Here is a 16,259-nt window from a genome sequence, read left to right as displayed (position 1 = left end):
CATCGCCATGCCCGTCTCACCCTCCCTCTATGAGGAAGGCACGATCACGCTCGCCAACGGGTCGGTCGATCTCAATGGCGCGGGCACCGGCTGGCTGGTCAATGGCGTGGCCGGCGGCACGCTGTGGGTGGTGTCGGGCGGCGCGAGCTACAACGCCCCGATCCGCGAGATCAGCGCCGACGGCGCGGGCAAGCTCGCCTTCGCCTGGCAGGGGCCAAGCGTGACGGGTTCGGCCTATGTGATCACCCGCGAGAGCGCCCTCGCCGCCGACGCGCTCTTTGCCAGCAATGCGCTGGCGAAGGTGATCCGCGACCTGTCGCTGTGCGCCATCGCCCCCTATGGCAGCGGCACGATCGCCGAGCGCGACGCGCTGGCGCCGCAGCCGCCCGCCGGATCGTTCTGGTTGCGGGTGGAGACGGGCTATCCGCTCACGCTGACGCGCAAGGAATCGGCCGGCTGGTCCGGCCCCTATTCGTTCTGACGACCACTCTCGGAGCTTGTCATGACCTCCTCGACGATCCGCCTTTACCGCGGAGCGAACGCCCCGCCCGTGCCGATCACCTTCCTCGGCGATATCGATCTGACGGGATCGGTTGTCGAAGTGGAGATCGTGCCGGTGCCTGGCGCTGCCGCGACCGTGTTTTCCTCCGCTGGCGGTGCTGCAGCTCTGTCGATCGACCCGCCTGCGCGTGTCCTCCTTACGTACACAGACGCCTTCGTTTCTTCGTTGCCTGCGGGCAGGGTGGCGCTCTGGCAGGCCTACCGCGTGCTTGCCGGCGCCCGTGAGCGGATCGGCGCCGGCAAGGTGTGGGTTGGCGGCGATGGCGACTGGATGGAGGACGCAGGGGTCTCGGTGGAGGTGCCTGGCGTAATGGGGCCGCCCGGCGGGCCGGGGCCTCAAGGTGAGCCCGGCGCGGCCGGCGCGCCCGGAGAGCCACTGCTGCTGGTGGTGAGCGATGCGACGGATATTGGCCCGGGCGGATGGTGGATCGCCCGCGACTATCACGCCGCCGCGACTGTCACGCATCTGCGCGCCGAGATGCTGCTGGGCACTGCGGACGGGGTGTCCATCACCGTCGAGCGCAACGGCGTGACCGTCGCCGGCCCCTACGCAGTGCACGGGTCGGCGCCCACCCTGGTGACGGGCCTCGCTTTGGTGCTGGCGGCGGGAGACGCGGTCTCGGTGCATCGCGCGCCGGGGGGCACGATCACCGGGCCATGGATGATGCTGGTCCAACTGGATGGGAGGACCTGATGCCGACACTTTCCTATCTGGGGCTTGGCGCACCCGTGATCCCGCCGCGGCCCTTCGATATTTTCACAGGCCAGACTTACGCCGCTTTCGCCCTTGCGCGCTGTTATTCAAGCTATACGGGGCCTTGCGTGCGCGTCCGCCGCTCCACCGGCGGAGAGGCGGATTTCGGCTTCACCGCGCGGGGGGCGCTCGATGAAGCCGATTTGCTGGCGTTCATTGGGTCTGCCAGCGCCTATGTCGTGACCTGGTACGACCAGAGCGGCAACGGGCGCCACGCGACGCAGGCCGTAACGGCCGCCCAGCCACGCCTGGTGAATGCCGGCGCGCTCGACACCGGCCCCAATGGGCACCCGGTCCTCGTCTTTTCCGGCAGCCAGAATTTCGACATTACTGGCGCGGCGGGCTTTGCGCGCAATGCCAGCAATCTCACGGTCGGCGTGGTGGGAATGTCGTCGGCCACCGGCGGCTCCGCAGCCTTCTTCAGCGCCTCAAGGGGGGCAAACCTGTCCTGGTATCGTGCGGGGATCCTGCATACGCCGACACTGGCGGCGGCCCGCTTCGCCGCGTCCGCCAATGACGTGGATAACCCGCCGATTGCCTCGCGGGGCTATGTGACGGCTTCATGGGCCCGGCTCATCGGCCGGGCGCGCTTCCTTGAAGATGGTCTCGACCTCGCCGTTAACGGCGCCACGACAACGGCGGCACCCGGCACTTCGACAGCCTCGGTTGACAGCGACAGCACCGTGGTGCGGATCGGAGCCGGTCCCAATGGCAGCGCTCCGCTCTACGGGCAGATGTCCGCTCTGGTGCTGTCCCGCAGCGCGCTCGATATCGCGGCCCTCGACACGGCCCTGCAGGGGATCATGCCATGAGCTATCTACTCTTCGCCTCAGCCATCGACGCTGCCGCCCGCAGTGCGGTGGGGTGGCAGGCTCTCGACGCTCCCGCCGGGGCGACGCGATTCCTCTGGGCCTGGCATGTGCACCCCACCGACGGGCGAGCGGCGCTCATCATTCCGCCCACGCCGCAGGGCGCGCAGATCGACATGCCGCAGGGCGACTATGATGCGCTGCTCGACGAGGGTGAGCGGGCGCGGCTGACCTATCCGCTGCCGGACGACTGGGCCATGCCGGAACTCTGACCGGCGGCTATCCAGCGTAACCCGGTACGGCATCCGCGTGTGATCGTGTTCCGTTGCAACCCAAGGGGACACGGGACATGCCAAACATCGACGCACTGCTGACCCTGCGCCAGACAGCGCAGAGGCTCCACGACATCTTGCAAAGCGATCCCGACCTGCGGCTCGCCGCCTATCTCGCCTCCATGCTGGTGCTGGCTCTCGCCGAGCACATAGCCGACGCCGCCGGCGACGAGGCGCCACGACGAACGGCGCGACGACACTGACCGCCTTCATGGCCGCCCCTCCGGGCGGCCTTTTTCATTTCGCACCCTGGAGAGAGACCATGAACCGCGTCGATGTCGATGTGGCGCTGGAAGTTGCGTCGCATGAGGGGCTGGTGCGCCAGACCTATAAGGACAGCAAGGGCATTCTGACGTGGTCCATCGGCGTCACCAGCGCCAGCGGGCACGATGTTGACCGCTACATCGGCAAGCCGCAGTCGCTTGAGCACTGCCTCGCCGTGTTCGCCTGGCTGCTGGAAAACAAGTACGCGCCGGCAGTGCGCAAAGCCTTCGGCGGGCGGGATCTGACGCAGGCGCAGTTCGCCGCCGCGCTGTCGTTCCACTACAACACCGGCGCGATCGGCCGCGCCAGCTGGGTGAAGAAATGGTTGGCGGGCGATGTCGAGGGCGCTCGCAAAGCCTTCATGGATTGGCGTAAGCCGGCCGACATCATCCCGCGTCGGGAAAAGGAGCGCGATCTCTTCTTCGATGGCAAATGGTCCAACGACGGCAAGATCACGGAATACACCCGCCTCACGGCCAAGATGACGCCGGACTGGAAGAGCGGCCGGCGCGTCGATGCGCGGGCGGCCCTCACGGCCGCGCTTTCTTCTGGTGCACCTGTGCCCGCCGCGCCGCGCCCGGCCAAGGCGCCGCCCGCGCCCGTGCCTGCACCCACGATGACCGAATACGAGGTCCGCGCGCTGCAGCGGCAGCTGCACGACGCCCTCTATGCCGAGGTCGGATTCGTCGACGGAAAGATCGGCACCCGCACCCGTGCGGCGCTGTTCGCCTTTCAGACCGACAACGCCCTGCCGGCGACCGGCGAGATGAACTCAGAGACGCGAGCCTTCATCCTCGCCCACGGCGTGCCGACGCGGCAGCTGGCGCCGGAGCGCGAGAGCGCGACGGCTGCGAGCCTCGCCGAGGCCGGCCGTCTTCCGCCGGCGGCGCAGGCGGCCCTCAAGGGCGGCTTCTGGGCCAAAGTGCAGGCGGTGCTCGGCGCCATTGCCATGGCGCTCTACGGCGCATGGGAGAGGTCCGGCGACGCGCTGTCGTCGCTTTCGCCCTTCAAGGAGGATCTGCTCGCCGCCGGGCCTTGGCTGTTCTTCGCCGCGGTGATCGGCATTTCGCTCGTGCTGTGGCTGCGCTCGCGCAATGCCGTCGACCAGACGGTGCGGGCGGTGCGCCTCGGCCGCGACACGGGGGCCTAGGTCATGTGGGGCACTGTCTGGAAGCTGGCCACCTGGGCGTTGTCCTTTGCCTCCAGCGGCACGGTCGCTCGGGTGCTCGACACGCTCGACAAGCGGGCTGACGCGCAGACCGAGCGCGAGCGCGTGGCGGCGGAGGTCACTCGGGAGGCCATCCGCGCCGAAGTGGAAGCCCAGAGGGCCGGGCGCGATGTGCTGATCGCCGAACAGGGGCGCTGGTACACGGCGATCATCCGCCCGCTTCTGGCGCTGCCCGTCATCATCTTCTTCTGGAAGGTGATTGTTTGGGACAAGGTGTTCGGCTGGGGCACGACTGACCCTCTCACCGGCGCGGCGGCCGAATGGGCGGGCGCCATCGTCACCACCTATGTCGGTGGGCGCACCGTTGAAAAGGTCGCCAGCACCCTTTCTGCACGGTGGGGGCGGTGATGGCCGATATCCCGCCTGACCCAGCCCTGTGGGGCATCAAGATCGCGCACCTTGCCGCCGGCTTCATCGGCGGGCTGGCCCGCTCGCTCACCAATCCCGGTGGTTCGCTTCCCCGGCATATCAGCGCCGCCGTCGTCGGCACGGTCGTCGCCGGCTATGGCACGCCCATCGGCGCGCATTTCGCGGCGCGCTGGCTGGCGGCGCCGGAGATATCCCCGGCCTCGGTCGAGGGCATGGTGGGCTTCGTGCTGGGGCTCATCGGCATGTCGCTGTGCGAGGCGGCGATCCGCTGGGTGCGCCGGTGGCGCGACGGCCCGCCGCGGGGATGGAGGCCGCCGCCGTGGCCGCGGTGATCGTCGATAGCGCGACCGGCCTGCGGGCGGATTTCCACGAAGCCACGGGCCGGCTGCTCATTGCCGGGCCGGCCTTTTTCGGCATCGGCACGCTGGAACAGATGGAGCGGATTGAACGCTTCATCCGGCAGGCCCGGCACCAGGTGCGGGCCGATGCCTATGAGGGCAAATGGCCGGCCCCGCCGGCGCTGCCGCCTGAGTTCTGAGATTCGCGCGAGCCGCGCGGATAGCTGCCGGGACTTCTCCCGGCTCATTGCCTTCTGGCGATCCTACCCTGTCAACTCGCCCCGCTGCCCTCCGGGGCGGCGGGGCATTTTCGTCGTCTTCGACTAGCCCGACCCTTTCAGCGCGCGGACGATCTTCTCCAGATCACTGATGCCTGCCCATACCCACGCTCCGCCTTCGGCCGGCAGGACATCAGCAGCGAAGCTGATCTTGACCGCGTCGACGCTCTTGCGAACCTCCGCCACGGTGCCAGGCACGAAGGCGAGGTTGCCGGTCCATGTGCGCGCGTCTGCCGGAGGCGGCTCCGGCGCTATCCGCCACTCGCCATCGGACTTGATGAGCTTCTTCCGCGTGATTTCGTAGGGCTGCATGGCGGCTGCTATCGGCGATTCGCACCTGGGACGGCAACCGACGACCGGCGCTAGCGCGGTCATTGACTCTCGGTGGGCGCGTTCTCAGTATGTTCTCATGAGCCACCCCAGCCCCTTGGTCGGCTTTCAATGCCGCTGCGGCCACCGAGGCGTCTATGTCCGCGCCTCGGTGATGGATTTATGGGCGCGCCCGGGCGAGACGATCCACGACGTGCGGCTAAGGATGCGATGCACGGTCTGTGGCGAGAAGACGCCCGCCGGGCCGTATCCCTTCCCTGACACCGCCCATAGCCACCTTTGGATTTGCACTGACAGGGTGGTCAGCGCGCAGTTTGAGCGGGAGGAGCCAACCTAAAGTCAAAAGTGGGAAAGAACCGGCTGCAAAGCCTTGCTTTCCGATGCGCTCAATTCGTTTCCCACTTTGGGATATCCCATTGACCGGGCACGGGTCGGCGGCTTCCTTCCGGAAGGCCATGCCAGGGCGCCGGGACGCTCCAGACCGAGAACACGCCGTGAACGCTGTTCGGGACTATTTCGGGACTTCTTGCACCGTAACGTGCATTCCAATGCGATCTGTCGCCGTTTGTTCCCGGCAATCGCAGCCCCTATTGTGCGCCGGGAGATTGCCGCAAGCTATTGATCGAAAAAATGAAATTGGCGGAAGGGGTGGGATTCGAACCCACGGTGGGCGTGAACCCACGGCGGTTTTCAAGACCGCTGCCTTAAACCACTCGGCCACCCTTCCTTCTGGCGATACCAGCAACATTGTCGCTGGTGCCGGCGACCGGGGTGCCGGGACGTGGCGCCGGATTGGCGCCGCATTGGCACCGGGCGCTCTCATGGTGGACCGATGAGCGTGGCCTCCATGGTGGAGACTGCGTGTCATCCGTCTCGAAGAGAGGGCCACAGGCCCCGGGCACGATCGCCGGCGAGCCATGCCCCAGGCGGCGCCCGCTCGTCAAGCCGTCGCGTCGCCCCTTCGCCGGGATGACGCGCCGCAGTTCATCCGCCGCGGCGCGGTTGCTCACTTCACCCGGCGCAGCACCATGCCGCCATGGTGCAGCGTGTCGGCATCAACGAACACGCCGTCGGCGGTGAAGCCGGTATCGTCCCAATAGTCGATCTGGGTGCCACGCACCTCGTAGCGGCCGCGATACGCGCTCTGCCGCGCCCCGCGCGCCTCGTCATAGCGGCCATTGGGGAGGAGTTCGTGGCGGACATAGCGGTCGGCCGTCACCCACAGTCCGACATAGGGGTGGTCGGTGTCGGGGCCTGTGCGGGCTGCGTCGCCGGCCGCCCCGGGAGCGTGCGCGGTTTGAGCGGGCATGCCTGGGGTGCTGATGCTCTGGGTGGTCGTGCTTTGGGTGCTCATGGCGGGGTTGGCTCCGGTAGGAGGGGCGAGAAGGCTGCCGGCCGCGCAGGCGGCGAGCAGCGGCGGGAGGATGGGGCGCGTCATCTCTCACCCTCACGTGCTGGCGGTGGGGCGGACGACGATCTCGCTGACATCGACCTCATCGGGCTGTTCGATCGCGAAGCGCACCGCGCGGCCGATCGCGTCCGGCGTCAGTGCGATGGCGCGGTAGCTCTTCATCGCCGCCGCCGCCACGGGATCGGTGATGGTGTCGGCGAGTTCGCTCTCCACCACGCCGGGATGGATGCAGGTGACGCGCAGCTTGTTGTTTTCCTGCCGCAGCCCATCGGAAAGGGCGCGCACGGCGAATTTGGTGGCGCAGTAGACCGCGGCCGTTGGCACAACCGACAGGGCGCCGATCGAGGCGATGTTGACGATGTGGCCGGCGCCGCGCGCCGTCATGTCAGGCAGCACGGCGGCGATGCCATGGAGCACGCCCTTGATATTCACGTCGATCATGCGGTCCCATTCCTCCACCTTGAGCGAGACCATGGGTGAGAGCGGCATGATGCCGGCATTGTTGATGAGCACATCAACCCGGCCGTAGTGCGCGCGGGCCGCCTCCACGAAGGCGGCGACATCGGCGCGGTCGGTCACGTCGAGACGGCGGGTCAGCACCTCGCCGCCGATCTCGCCGGCCAGCGCGTCGAGCCGCTCGGTGCGGCGGGCGCCGAGCGCTAGCCGCGCCCCGGCCCGGCCGAGTTCGCGGGCAATGCCGGCGCCGATGCCGCTGGAAGCGCCGGTGATCAGAACCACCTTGTCGAGAGCCATGTCACGTCTCCTTTTCTGCTCCGGTGTGGTTGGCAGGAAGGTAGCGAGCCGCCATTGTTGCGATAAGCCGTTCCAGAGGCGACATGTTGGGAAGGAGAACTAACCAATGGCGACGGATCTCAACGCACTTTCGGTGTTCGCCCTCGTCGCGCAGGAACGCAGCTTCCGCGCGGCGGCCGACCGTCTGGGCGTCACACGTTCGGCGGTGAGCCAGACCATCGGGCGGCTGGAAGCGACGCTCGGCCTGGCGCTGGTGCGCCGCACCACGCGCAGCGTCAGCCTCACCGAGGCGGGCGAGCGGCTCAACGCCGCGCTGGCCCCGGCGCTGGCCGACATCACGGCGGCGGTGGAGAACGCGGGCGCACATGCGGGGCAGCCGCGCGGCCAGCTTCGGCTCGCCGTCTCCTCCATCGCCGAGCGCTTTCTCGCCGGGCCGCTTCTGGCAGGCTTCGCCGCCGCCCATCCCGGAATCCAGCTCGATGTGACGGTGACGGATGCCGAGTTCGACATTGTCGCCGAGGGGTTCGATGCCGGGGTGCGGCTTGGCGAGGTGATCGAGCAGGACATGATCGCGGTGCCGGTCTCCGGTGAGCAGCGCCAGATCGTGGTCGGGGCGCCCGCCTTTCTCGCCCGCGCCGGAGCGCCGGCGCATCCGCGCGACCTCGCCGGCTTTCGCTGCATCGGCTGGCGGCCCGCGCCGAAGGTCGCGCCCTATCGCTGGGAGTTCACCGAGGATGGCCGCGATTTCGCGGTGGCGGTGGCGCCGGAGATCACCACCAACGACATGGCGCTGATGGTCAAGCTGGCGGTTGCCGGGGCCGGACTCACCTGCGGGATGGAAGAGACGTTCCGCCCCTTCCTCGCGCGCGGCGAACTGGTCGAGGTGCTCGGCGCTTACTGCCCACCCTTCGCGGGCTTCTATCTCTACTACCCCAGCCGCCGCAATCTCGCCCCCAAGCTGCGGGCGCTGATCGACCATGTCCGGCAGCCCCGGGGCTGATGCCGCCCCTGCCCGGCTCAGCCCCCCTGGCGCAGGCCCGGCCAGCCCGGCGCAGACCCGTCGGGAAGGGTCCAACCCGGCATGGTCCACATTTTCGGCCCGGCGGGTGACGGGGCGGGCGCGGGAGCGGCGTCGGGCCTTGGCGCCGGTTCGGGCCGGGCCTGGCGCGAGGCCGGCTTGGGGGTGGCGCTGCGGGCGATTTGCGGCTGGCTCGCCCGCCACGTTGCCATCCAGGCGGCCGTCTCGTCGAGGATCAGTTGCTGAACGGCCGGGTGGGTCGGCAACTGGGCATGGTTGACGAAACGCGCGCCCTGGTCCCAGGCGCTGATGTTGCGCGCGCCGCGCACGCGGGCGAAGCCCGGTCCGGCGATGTTGATACAGCGCGGCACCGTGCAGGCCGGCGGCGCCGGCGCCGCGTCGATGGTGATCACGAGCGGCGGCGTGTAGCCGGCGCGGGCCAGTTCGGCGGCGTAGCGCAGCGCGCTTTCGCCGCCCATGGAATGGCCGATGATAACATCGGGCACGAGGCCCTTCGACTTCAGCATCAGATGCGAATCGGTGCGGGTGCGGAAGCCCTGCCGGGCGAGAGGGCGCGCCAGCGACGAGACGCCGATATAGTCGTTCTCGACATAGACGCCGAGCCCGTCAAGCAGCAGCACGAGCGGCGGGGGCGCTGCCTGGGGGGCGGTCTGCGGCTCCGCCGCCGGGTCGGCGGGACGGCTGGTGGTCTGGGCCCGCGCAAAGGGGGAAGCCAGAAGGGCGGCGCCGACGGCGAGCGCGGCGAAAGCGGCAGTACGAAGCTTCAAGGCGGTTGCTCGACGTTACGAAACGCTAGTCCCCCGCGTCACGCTTAACCCAACGTCGCGGGAACCGCCATCGACTTAGCCGGGATAACGACGTGCGGGAAGCGCATAGGTCTTCCCGCCGCGTCGTGAACGGGGCGCCGGCGCTCAGGCCGCGCGGCTCCAGTGATGCGCGTCATTGCGCAGGTGGCAGGCTTCGGTCCAGGTGGCGAAGGCCACCCAGGCGTCGTTTTTCTGCTGCGGCAGATGCGCCGCTTCCAACTGGGTGAGCAGCATTTCCGCGAAACGGCCGAGGCGGTCGTGGCGCAGCGAGCGAATGAAGCCGATGGCGCCGTCGAGCGAGTCGATGGTCAGGTCTTCCTGGCCGATCAGCACGTGCAGCGGTTCGGGGCGAAAGGCGGGGCCTTCAAGCAAGTTGGTCATGAGAACCTCCCGTTCCGGCCTTTGTGAAACCCGTCGGGGCGGGGCCGTGTCCCTCGGCGGGCAGGCGCATCCTAGGCTGATGATCTTGGCACCCAAATGACGCAGTCAAGAAGTATCTGGGCACGCTTGGGCGCGATCATGGCGAAACTGGCGACGGCCCGGCCGCACTTTTGCGTGAAGCCTTGAGGTGCCTCATGAAGAATACGGAACATCGTACATGTAATGCGGCATCCCAGGCCCGCCCTCATGCTTAGTGTGGCGGTATCGGAGCGGGGCGAACGATGATGCTGGCTCTCGGAGCGTGCTTCTTCCGCTTGGTCAGCTATCACCATTTTGGCGGGGGTATGATCGACGGATTTCTTTCGTTGCACATAGTCATTCTGTCTTCAGGAGTGGCGGATGAGTATAAACTATACTTCGTCAGCCTCTAGTATTTCGCGAGTGCGAATTAATGCCATTATTTGTGCTGCCCTGCAGCGTTGAATACCTCTTGCGTCCCCATCGTTACATCATGCTACGCTGCGGACGGACGGCAGAAGACCGTCCTGAGGAGGAAACGCCAATGAAGATCCGCAGCACGTTCGTCGCCCTCGCCGCGGCGACGAGCCTTTTCGCCGTCGCCCCCGCCTTCGCGCAGGAACAGGCGGCGCATGTGAAGCCGGCGACGGCCTATGTGCAGGAGAAGATCACCCCGTGGCTCAACGATCCGGTGGTGATCACCGCCATCATCGAGTCGAACAAGGCGCATAAGCGCCTCATGCAGGAAGACATCATCGCCCTCGACAAGGCGTGGGTCGCCAAGGACCCGGCAGTGGTCGATCCGGTCCGCAAGAACAAGCTGTCCGAATTCCTCATCCAGAAGAAGGATGCTTCCGGCGGTGTCATCACCGAGGCCTTCGTGATGGATAATCGCGGCCTCAATGTCGGCCAGACCGACGGCACCTCGGACCTCTGGCAGGCCGATGAGGCGAAGTGGCAGAAGACCTATGCGGTCGGTCCCGGCACCATCTTCGTCGACAAGGTCGAGGAAGAGGACGGCAAGAAGATCGCCCAGGTCAGCGTCACCATTTCCGACAAGGACGTGGCGATCGGCGCCGTCACTTTCGGCATCGACGTTGACAAGCTGAAGTAAGCCCAGTTCCGGATGTGTCTCTCCCGGATATTGGCGGGCGGCGCGAGCCGCCCTTCTTTTTTGCCGGCGCCACGGCGCCACGCGCCGCATCGACCCGGCCCTCCCGATGGGTTAAGTCTGCCCCCGCCGGGTCACATCAAGGAGAGCGCCATGTTCCTCGCAATGAACCGTTTCAAGGTAAAGCTCGGCTCGGAAGCCGATTTCGAAACCGTCTGGCGCGAGCGCGACAGCCATCTGCGCACCGTGCCGGGCTTCAAGTCATTCCATCTGCTGCGCGGCCCGACCAAGGACGACCACACGCTCTACGCCTCGCATTCCGAATGGGCGTCGCGGGCGGATTTCGAGGCGTGGACGCGCTCGGAAGCCTTCCGCAAGGCGCATGGCAGCGCCGGCGCCAACAAGCCGCTCTATCTCGGTCATCCCGAGGTGGAACTGTTCGAGAGCGTGCTCGCCCAGTCGGTCGAGGACGCGGCGGCCTGAGCGCGGCGTCGGGGGACCTCCGCAGGCCGGGCGGCCATCTTCGGCGGTGCCGCATGGCGGGGTGGCGCCCGGCGCAGTTGACGGATCGGGCGGCGTGCCGTAACGCCTCGCGATCCTGAAATGCCGGGTATCCCCACGATCATGGCCGACATCGCGTCCTCCGACGCCTTCTCCCCCGCGCGCGGTGAGGCGCCGCGCATCTCCTTCGTTTCGCTCGGCTGCCCGAAGGCACTGGTCGACAGCGAACGGATCATCACCAGCCTGCGCTCGGAAGGCTATGAGCTGTCGCGCCATCACGAGGGCGCCGATCTGGTCATCGTCAACACCTGCGGCTTTCTCGACAGCGCCAAGGCCGAAAGCCTCGCCGCCATCGGCGACGCGCTGAAGGAGAATGGCAAGGTCATCGTCACCGGCTGCATGGGCGCCGAGCCCGAGCAGATTCGCGATGTGCATCCGGGCGTGCTCGCCGTCACCGGGCCGCAGCAATATGAGAGCGTGCTCGCCGCCGTGCATCAGGCGGTGCCGCCGCAGCACGATCCCTTCGTCGATCTGGTGCCGCCGCAGGGCATCAAGCTCACCCCGCGCCATTACGCCTATCTCAAGATTTCCGAGGGCTGCAGCAACCGCTGCACATTCTGCATCATCCCCAAGCTGCGCGGCGATCTCGTCAGCCGGCCGGCGGCGGATGTGCTGCGCGAGGCGGAACGGCTGGTGAATGCCGGGGTGAAGGAACTCCTCGTCATCTCGCAGGACACCTCGGCCTATGGCGTGGATCTGCGCTACGCGCCGAGCCAGTGGAAGGACCGGGAGGTCCGCGCTCGCTTCTTCGATCTGGCGCGCGAACTTGGCAGCCTCGGCGCCTGGGTGCGCATGCACTATGTCTACCCCTACCCCCATGTCGACGAGGTGATCGGGCTGATGGCGGAAGGCGTCATCCTCCCCTATCTCGACATCCCCTTCCAGCACGCCTCCCCCACCGTGCTCAAGCGCATGAAGCGCCCGGCCTCGAACGAGAAGACGCTCGCCCGCGTGCAGGCGTGGCGCGCCGCCTGCCCGGACCTCACCCTGCGCTCCACCTTCATCGTCGGCTTCCCCGGCGAGACCGAGGCGGAGTTCGAGGAACTCATTGCCTTCCTCGAAGAGGCGGAACTCGACCGTGTCGGCTGCTTCAAATATGAGCCGGTGGACGGCGCCCCCGCCAATGCGCTCGGCGCCGAGATGGTGCCGGACGAGGTGAAGGAGGAGCGCTGGAAGCGCTTCATGGAGGTGCAGCAGCGCGTCAGCGCCCGCCGCCTCAAGCGCAAGGTCGGCACCCGCCAGCAGGTGATCATCGACAGCGTCGGCCCCACCGTCGCCCTCGGCCGCTCCAAGGCGGATGCGCCGGAAATCGACGGCGTGGTGCATGTCGCCGCCCGCCGTCCGCTGCGTGTCGGCGAGATCGTCACCGTCAAGATCGAGCGCGCCGACGCCTATGACCTGCACGGCACGGCGGTCGGGTACTGACGGTCGCCTGCGTGGCGCCGGGCGGCGCTATTCCAGCACCCGGCGCAACTGCTCGGAGGGAATGATGCTCTCGTCGACGGTCGGCCACGCCAGCACCACGGTGTAGGCCAGCGTCATCGAGAAGGCGATGGCGAAGGTCGATAGGCCGAGGATGAGCTGATAGGGCTTGCCGACATGCAGCGCCGCGAGGCCGATCAGTGACAGAAGGCCCAGTACCATCACCACGATCCAGCGGTGCGGCGCCAGATCCGCATGCAGAATGAAGTAGCGATCGGTGCGCAGCCGGCGCAGCTCGATCTGTCCATTGAGCAGTATCGTGCGGATATAGGTCGGAATGGCGGCGTCCGCCTCGGCCCGGCCGATGGCATCGACCAGTGCCTCGAAGGTGGCTGACACCTCGGCATTGGGCCGCACCCAACCCTCGTCCCATTCATAGCGCGACAGCGCGCGGGCATAGACGCCGACCGCGTCGTCGATCGGTGCGCAGACCGGACCGCACACGCGGGCGACATCGAGCATGGCGTCGAGCTTCTGTACTTCCTGCAGCACGGTCTTGGCGTAGAGCGTCTCGCGGTTCCAGATGTCGCTCACCATGAAGGCGAGGAACAGCGCGAAGGGCAGCGTCAGCGCGCCGAGATAGGAGGTCTGCAGGTCGCGCGGCACGAACACCGCGACGAGACGCGGGTGCATCGCTACCCGGTAGCAGGCCCAGCCCGCCAGCAGCGGCACGGTGGCGATGAAAGCGACGAACAGCGGGAAATACTCGCTGACGAACACGCGGGTCCACGTCACGTCGCGTCTCCGCTCAGGGTTTCAGCAGGTCGCGCAGCGCGGCTTCGATCACCTGCGTCGCGGCCTTGAGATCGCGGATGCGCACATGCTCATCGGCGGCGTGAGCGTGGGCGTCGAGTATGGAGCGCGGACCGGCGCCGTAGAGCACGGTCGGCACGCCCGCGGCCGTGTAGTGGCGCGCATCGGTATAGAGCGGCACCGCCGTGGCCGGCGGGGTTTCGCCCAGCACCTCGGCGGCGTGTTTCTGAATCGTCTCCACCAGCCGCTCCGTGCCCGGCAGGGTCCGCAGCGGCTCGGCGAGGATGAGGCGGCGGCATTCGATGTCGATGCCCGCCTGGCCCGCCACCGCGCCCTCCACCAGCGCATGCAGTTCCGCCTCGACGCTCTCGCCATCTTCCTCCGGGGTCAGCCGGCGGTCGACGCGCAGCACGATGCGGTCGGGAACCACATTGGTGTTGATGCCGCCGGAGATGAGGCCGACGGTGATCTTCGGCGAGCCGATCCCCGGCGTCGCGCTGGTGAGGCCACTCAGGCGCCGGCGCTCGGCATAAAGCGCGGAGAGAATGCCGGTGGCGGCCTCCAGCGCGTCCGCCCCCGTCTCCGGCATCGCCGCATGCGCCTGCCGGCCGCGCACCACGATTTCCATGTGCAGGCAGCCATTATGCGCGACCACCACGGCATAGGAGAAGCCGGCGGAGATGGCGAGGTCCGGCGCGCTGATGCCGTGCTGCAGCAGCCATTGCGGGCCGACGAAGCCGCCAGCCTCCTCGTCATAGGTGAAATGCAGTTCCACCGTGCCGTCGAGGCCCTCCGGACGCTGCTTCAGCGCCAGCAGGGCGAAGGCATAGGTGGCGAAGTCGGACTTCGACACCGCCGCGCCGCGCCCATAGATCGCCCCGCCCTTCTCAACGGCGCCATAGGGGTCGTAGGTCCAGCCCTCGCCCGGCGGCACCACGTCGCCATGGGCATTGAGCGCGATCACCGGGCCGCTGCCGCTGCCGAAGCGCTCGCGGACGATGAGATTGACCACCGATTTCATGCCGTGCGCACGGACGAAGGGCTCCGGCACGGCGTGGCGTTCGACGGTGAAGCCGAATTCCTCCAGCAGCCGGGCGGTGACTTCGGCGTGCGGGGCGCAATCACCCGGCGGGTTGTCGCTGGGTGTGCGCACCAGAGCCTTGAGGAAGGCGACCTCACGGTCCAGCCAGTCGTCGTCGCCGGAAGTGCTCACATCTGTGCTCCGCCTGGGCTGCCATCGGTTCGGGCGCGCCGTGCCCCGATGACGAATGGAACGAGCGCGCCGATCCACGGCGAGAGGCCGAATGTCAGAAAGGAAGGGGAGCGCGGGGCCGGCGCGGGGCGGAGGCGGCCGATCGGCACGCGGCTGGCCGTGGCGGCGATTTCGGGCCTGGCGAAATACGCGGGGATCGTCATCGCGTCGACACTGCGCCTCCGGTCGGGACAGGGCGTCCCGCCTGCGCATCGCATATGGCGCCGGCTTTGGCAATCGCGACGGCGCGGCCGGGGCCGTGCCGCCGCCTCTCGCAACGGACGGATTACTTGCCCGGCACGGTGTCGTCGATGCCCTTCACGTACCAGTTCATCGACAGGATGTCCTTGTCGGCCAGCACCTCGCCCTCCTTCACCACGACCTCGCCCTTCTGGTTGAGGATCGGGCCCTTGAACGGGTGCAGCGCGCCGGAGGTGATCGCCGCCTGGGTGGCCTCGGCCATCTTCTTCACCTCGTCGGGCATGTTGGTGTAGGGGGCCATCACCACCTCGCCATCCTTCATGCCGCCCCAGGTGTCGGTGGAGGTCCAGGTGCCGTCGAGCGCCGCCTGCACGCGCTCGATGTAATAAGGCGCCCAGTCGTCGACGATGGCGGTGAGCTGCGCCTCGGGGCCGAACTTGATCATGTCCGAGGCCTGGCCGAACGCCTTCACGCCGCGCTGCTCGGCGGCCTGCATGGCGGCGGGGCTGTCGGTGTGCTGGGAGATCACGTCGGCGCCCTGGTCGATCAGCGCCTTGGCGGCGTCGGCTTCCTTGGCCGGGTCGAACCAGGAGTTCACCCAGACGATCTTGATCTTCATGTCGGGATTGACCGACTGCGCGCCGAGCATCAGCGCGTTGATGCCGGAGATCACTTCCGGGATCGGGAACGAGGCGATGTAGCCGACCGTGCCGGTCTTCGACATCTTCGCCGCGATCTGGCCGAGGACGTAACGGCCCTCATGGAACTTGGCGTTGTAGGTCGCGACGTTCTTGGCCCGCTTGAAGCCGGTGGCGTGCTCGAAATAGACGTCGGGATGACGCTTGGCCACCTTCAGCGTCGGCTCCATGAAGCCGAAGGAGGTGGTGAAGATGATCTTGTTGCCGGCGCGCGCCAGTTGCTCGATCACGCGCTCGGCGTCCGGCCCTTCGGAGACGTTCTCGACGAAAGTGGTCTCCACCTGGTCGCCGAACTTCTTCTGAACCGCCTGGCGGCCCTGGTCGTGCTGGTAGGACCAGCCGAAATCGCCGACCGGCCCGACATAGACCCAGGCCGCTTTCAGCTTCTCCGCCGCCTGGGCCGCCGGCACCGCCGCCCCGGCGAGGGCGAAGCCCGTGGCGATGGTCATCGCCATGGAGAGAATCTTGCGCATGAACGTCTCCGCTCCGTCAGTCGCGGCCGGAGGGATCACCGGCACGCGCGACCGCCT

At 67.7% G+C, this 16,259-nt stretch carries 21 protein-coding genes and 1 tRNA gene; 13 read left to right on the top strand and 9 right to left on the bottom strand.

The window, feature by feature from the left end; all coding sequences use genetic code 11:
- Positions 1-7 precede the first annotated feature (7 nt).
- From AAC979_RS07650 to AAC979_RS07610, 9 genes are all read left to right on the top strand, one after another.
- Positions 8-481 carry a hypothetical protein gene (locus tag AAC979_RS07650; RefSeq protein WP_371346216.1) on the top strand — a complete coding sequence of 158 codons (474 nt, stop codon included), beginning with the start codon at positions 8-10 and terminating at the stop codon, positions 479-481.
- Positions 482-502: 21 nt separating this feature from the next.
- On the top strand, positions 503-1,255 hold the full coding sequence (locus tag AAC979_RS07645) for a hypothetical protein (RefSeq protein ID WP_371346215.1): 753 nt from the start codon (positions 503-505) through the stop codon (positions 1,253-1,255).
- The gene (locus tag AAC979_RS07640; RefSeq protein ID WP_371346214.1) at positions 1,255-2,127 is read left to right on the top strand and encodes an arabinofuranosidase catalytic domain-containing protein; all 873 of its coding nucleotides are present in this window, start codon (positions 1,255-1,257) and stop codon (positions 2,125-2,127) included. The genes AAC979_RS07645 and AAC979_RS07640 overlap by 1 nt, the downstream gene beginning before the upstream one ends.
- The gene (locus AAC979_RS07635; protein WP_371346213.1) at positions 2,124-2,396 is read left to right on the top strand and encodes a hypothetical protein; all 273 of its coding nucleotides are present in this window, start codon (positions 2,124-2,126) and stop codon (positions 2,394-2,396) included. The genes AAC979_RS07640 and AAC979_RS07635 overlap by 4 nt, the downstream gene beginning before the upstream one ends.
- 77 nt (positions 2,397-2,473) lie before the next feature.
- Positions 2,474-2,659 carry a hypothetical protein gene (locus AAC979_RS07630; protein WP_371346212.1) on the top strand — a complete coding sequence of 62 codons (186 nt, stop codon included), beginning with the start codon at positions 2,474-2,476 and terminating at the stop codon, positions 2,657-2,659.
- A gap of 59 nt (positions 2,660-2,718) precedes the next feature.
- Entirely contained in the window at positions 2,719-3,870 is a 1,152-nt protein-coding gene (locus AAC979_RS07625; RefSeq protein WP_371346211.1) for a glycoside hydrolase family protein, read from the top strand.
- 3 nt (positions 3,871-3,873) lie between these two features.
- Positions 3,874-4,296, top strand: coding sequence for a hypothetical protein (locus AAC979_RS07620; protein WP_371346210.1), 423 nt, complete (start codon positions 3,874-3,876; stop codon positions 4,294-4,296).
- Positions 4,296-4,649 (top strand): hypothetical protein, encoded by a 354-nt coding sequence (locus AAC979_RS07615; protein ID WP_371346209.1) that lies wholly within the window; start codon positions 4,296-4,298, stop codon positions 4,647-4,649. Before AAC979_RS07620 ends, AAC979_RS07615 begins: the two co-directional genes overlap by 1 nt.
- Positions 4,637-4,855 carry a hypothetical protein gene (locus tag AAC979_RS07610; protein WP_371346208.1) on the top strand — a complete coding sequence of 73 codons (219 nt, stop codon included), beginning with the start codon at positions 4,637-4,639 and terminating at the stop codon, positions 4,853-4,855. The genes AAC979_RS07615 and AAC979_RS07610 overlap by 13 nt, the downstream gene beginning before the upstream one ends.
- 123 nt (positions 4,856-4,978) lie before the next feature.
- On the opposite strand, the gene AAC979_RS07605 is transcribed toward AAC979_RS07610, so the two are convergent.
- The 4 genes from AAC979_RS07605 to AAC979_RS07590 form a co-directional block, all read right to left on the bottom strand.
- Positions 4,979-5,245, bottom strand: coding sequence for a hypothetical protein (locus AAC979_RS07605; protein ID WP_371346207.1), 267 nt, complete (start codon positions 5,243-5,245; stop codon positions 4,979-4,981).
- 655 nt (positions 5,246-5,900) lie between these two features.
- A tRNA-Ser gene (locus tag AAC979_RS07600) sits at positions 5,901-5,990 on the bottom strand.
- Between the two features lie 279 nt (positions 5,991-6,269).
- On the bottom strand, positions 6,270-6,701 hold the full coding sequence (locus AAC979_RS07595; RefSeq protein WP_371346206.1) for an Atu4866 domain-containing protein: 432 nt from the start codon (positions 6,699-6,701) through the stop codon (positions 6,270-6,272).
- Between the two features lie 9 nt (positions 6,702-6,710).
- Positions 6,711-7,427, bottom strand: a complete 717-nt coding sequence (locus tag AAC979_RS07590) for an SDR family oxidoreductase (protein ID WP_371346205.1) — start codon at positions 7,425-7,427, stop codon at positions 6,711-6,713.
- A 106-nt stretch (positions 7,428-7,533) separates the two neighbouring features.
- Here AAC979_RS07590 and AAC979_RS07585 point away from each other — a divergent pair, with 106 nt between their 5' ends.
- Positions 7,534-8,427, top strand: a complete 894-nt coding sequence (locus tag AAC979_RS07585; protein ID WP_371346204.1) for a LysR family transcriptional regulator — start codon at positions 7,534-7,536, stop codon at positions 8,425-8,427.
- A gap of 17 nt (positions 8,428-8,444) precedes the next feature.
- On the opposite strand, the gene AAC979_RS07580 is transcribed toward AAC979_RS07585, so the two are convergent.
- Both AAC979_RS07580 and AAC979_RS07575 read right to left on the bottom strand, forming a co-directional pair.
- A complete protein-coding gene (locus AAC979_RS07580; RefSeq protein ID WP_371346203.1) occupies positions 8,445-9,233 on the bottom strand; it encodes a hypothetical protein in 789 nt (262 codons plus the stop codon).
- Positions 9,234-9,377: 144 nt separating this feature from the next.
- A complete protein-coding gene (locus tag AAC979_RS07575; RefSeq protein ID WP_371346202.1) occupies positions 9,378-9,653 on the bottom strand; it encodes a hypothetical protein in 276 nt (91 codons plus the stop codon).
- A 562-nt stretch (positions 9,654-10,215) separates the two neighbouring features.
- On the opposite strand from AAC979_RS07575, the gene AAC979_RS07570 reads away from it, so the two are divergent.
- The 3 genes from AAC979_RS07570 to rimO all read left to right on the top strand — a co-directional run bounded on the left by AAC979_RS07570 (position 10,216) and on the right by rimO (position 12,768).
- On the top strand, positions 10,216-10,785 hold the full coding sequence (locus AAC979_RS07570) for a hypothetical protein (protein ID WP_371346201.1): 570 nt from the start codon (positions 10,216-10,218) through the stop codon (positions 10,783-10,785).
- A gap of 150 nt (positions 10,786-10,935) precedes the next feature.
- Positions 10,936-11,265, top strand: a complete 330-nt coding sequence (locus AAC979_RS07565) for an antibiotic biosynthesis monooxygenase (protein WP_371346200.1) — start codon at positions 10,936-10,938, stop codon at positions 11,263-11,265.
- 141 nt (positions 11,266-11,406) lie between these two features.
- The gene (rimO, locus tag AAC979_RS07560; protein WP_371349019.1) at positions 11,407-12,768 is read left to right on the top strand and encodes a 30S ribosomal protein S12 methylthiotransferase RimO; all 1,362 of its coding nucleotides are present in this window, start codon (positions 11,407-11,409) and stop codon (positions 12,766-12,768) included.
- Between the two features lie 27 nt (positions 12,769-12,795).
- On the opposite strand, the gene AAC979_RS07555 is transcribed toward rimO, so the two are convergent.
- From AAC979_RS07555 to AAC979_RS07545, 3 genes are all read right to left on the bottom strand, one after another.
- Complete coding sequence (locus AAC979_RS07555; RefSeq protein ID WP_371346199.1) at positions 12,796-13,560, bottom strand: hypothetical protein; 765 nt, start codon at positions 13,558-13,560, stop codon at positions 12,796-12,798.
- A gap of 13 nt (positions 13,561-13,573) precedes the next feature.
- Positions 13,574-14,791, bottom strand: a complete 1,218-nt coding sequence (locus AAC979_RS07550) for an ArgE/DapE family deacylase (RefSeq protein WP_371346198.1) — start codon at positions 14,789-14,791, stop codon at positions 13,574-13,576.
- 325 nt (positions 14,792-15,116) lie between these two features.
- On the bottom strand, positions 15,117-16,202 hold the full coding sequence (locus AAC979_RS07545) for a BMP family ABC transporter substrate-binding protein (RefSeq protein ID WP_371346197.1): 1,086 nt from the start codon (positions 16,200-16,202) through the stop codon (positions 15,117-15,119).
- Positions 16,203-16,259 lie beyond the last annotated feature (57 nt).

It is taken from the genome of Ancylobacter sp. IITR112 (assembly GCF_041415945.1).
In the GTDB taxonomy this organism is placed as follows: Bacteria; Pseudomonadota; Alphaproteobacteria; order Rhizobiales; family Xanthobacteraceae; genus Ancylobacter.
The sequence above is the reverse complement of the archived record's forward strand: the minus strand, read 5'-3'. Positions and strand labels throughout refer to the sequence as shown.

Bases quoted from the DNA above. Each gene is read 5' to 3' on its own strand.
- AAC979_RS07650 (WP_371346216.1), top strand. From the start codon at position 8: ATGCCCGTCTCACCCTCCCTCTATGAGGAAGGCACGATCACGCTCGCC.
- AAC979_RS07645 (WP_371346215.1), top strand. From the start codon at position 503: ATGACCTCCTCGACGATCCGCCTTTACCGCGGAGCGAACGCCCCGCCC.
- AAC979_RS07640 (WP_371346214.1), top strand. From the start codon at position 1,255: ATGCCGACACTTTCCTATCTGGGGCTTGGCGCACCCGTGATCCCGCCG.
- AAC979_RS07635 (WP_371346213.1), top strand. From the start codon at position 2,124: ATGAGCTATCTACTCTTCGCCTCAGCCATCGACGCTGCCGCCCGCAGT.
- AAC979_RS07630 (WP_371346212.1), top strand. From the start codon at position 2,474: ATGCCAAACATCGACGCACTGCTGACCCTGCGCCAGACAGCGCAGAGG.
- AAC979_RS07625 (WP_371346211.1), top strand. From the start codon at position 2,719: ATGAACCGCGTCGATGTCGATGTGGCGCTGGAAGTTGCGTCGCATGAG.
- AAC979_RS07620 (WP_371346210.1), top strand. From the start codon at position 3,874: ATGTGGGGCACTGTCTGGAAGCTGGCCACCTGGGCGTTGTCCTTTGCC.
- AAC979_RS07615 (WP_371346209.1), top strand. From the start codon at position 4,296: ATGGCCGATATCCCGCCTGACCCAGCCCTGTGGGGCATCAAGATCGCG.
- AAC979_RS07605 (WP_371346207.1), bottom strand. From the start codon at position 5,245: ATGCAGCCCTACGAAATCACGCGGAAGAAGCTCATCAAGTCCGATGGC.
- AAC979_RS07595 (WP_371346206.1), bottom strand. From the start codon at position 6,701: ATGACGCGCCCCATCCTCCCGCCGCTGCTCGCCGCCTGCGCGGCCGGC.
- AAC979_RS07590 (WP_371346205.1), bottom strand. From the start codon at position 7,427: ATGGCTCTCGACAAGGTGGTTCTGATCACCGGCGCTTCCAGCGGCATC.
- AAC979_RS07585 (WP_371346204.1), top strand. From the start codon at position 7,534: ATGGCGACGGATCTCAACGCACTTTCGGTGTTCGCCCTCGTCGCGCAG.
- AAC979_RS07575 (WP_371346202.1), bottom strand. From the start codon at position 9,653: ATGACCAACTTGCTTGAAGGCCCCGCCTTTCGCCCCGAACCGCTGCAC.
- AAC979_RS07570 (WP_371346201.1), top strand. From the start codon at position 10,216: ATGAAGATCCGCAGCACGTTCGTCGCCCTCGCCGCGGCGACGAGCCTT.
- AAC979_RS07565 (WP_371346200.1), top strand. From the start codon at position 10,936: ATGTTCCTCGCAATGAACCGTTTCAAGGTAAAGCTCGGCTCGGAAGCC.
- rimO (WP_371349019.1), top strand. From the start codon at position 11,407: ATGGCCGACATCGCGTCCTCCGACGCCTTCTCCCCCGCGCGCGGTGAG.
- AAC979_RS07545 (WP_371346197.1), bottom strand. From the start codon at position 16,202: ATGCGCAAGATTCTCTCCATGGCGATGACCATCGCCACGGGCTTCGCC.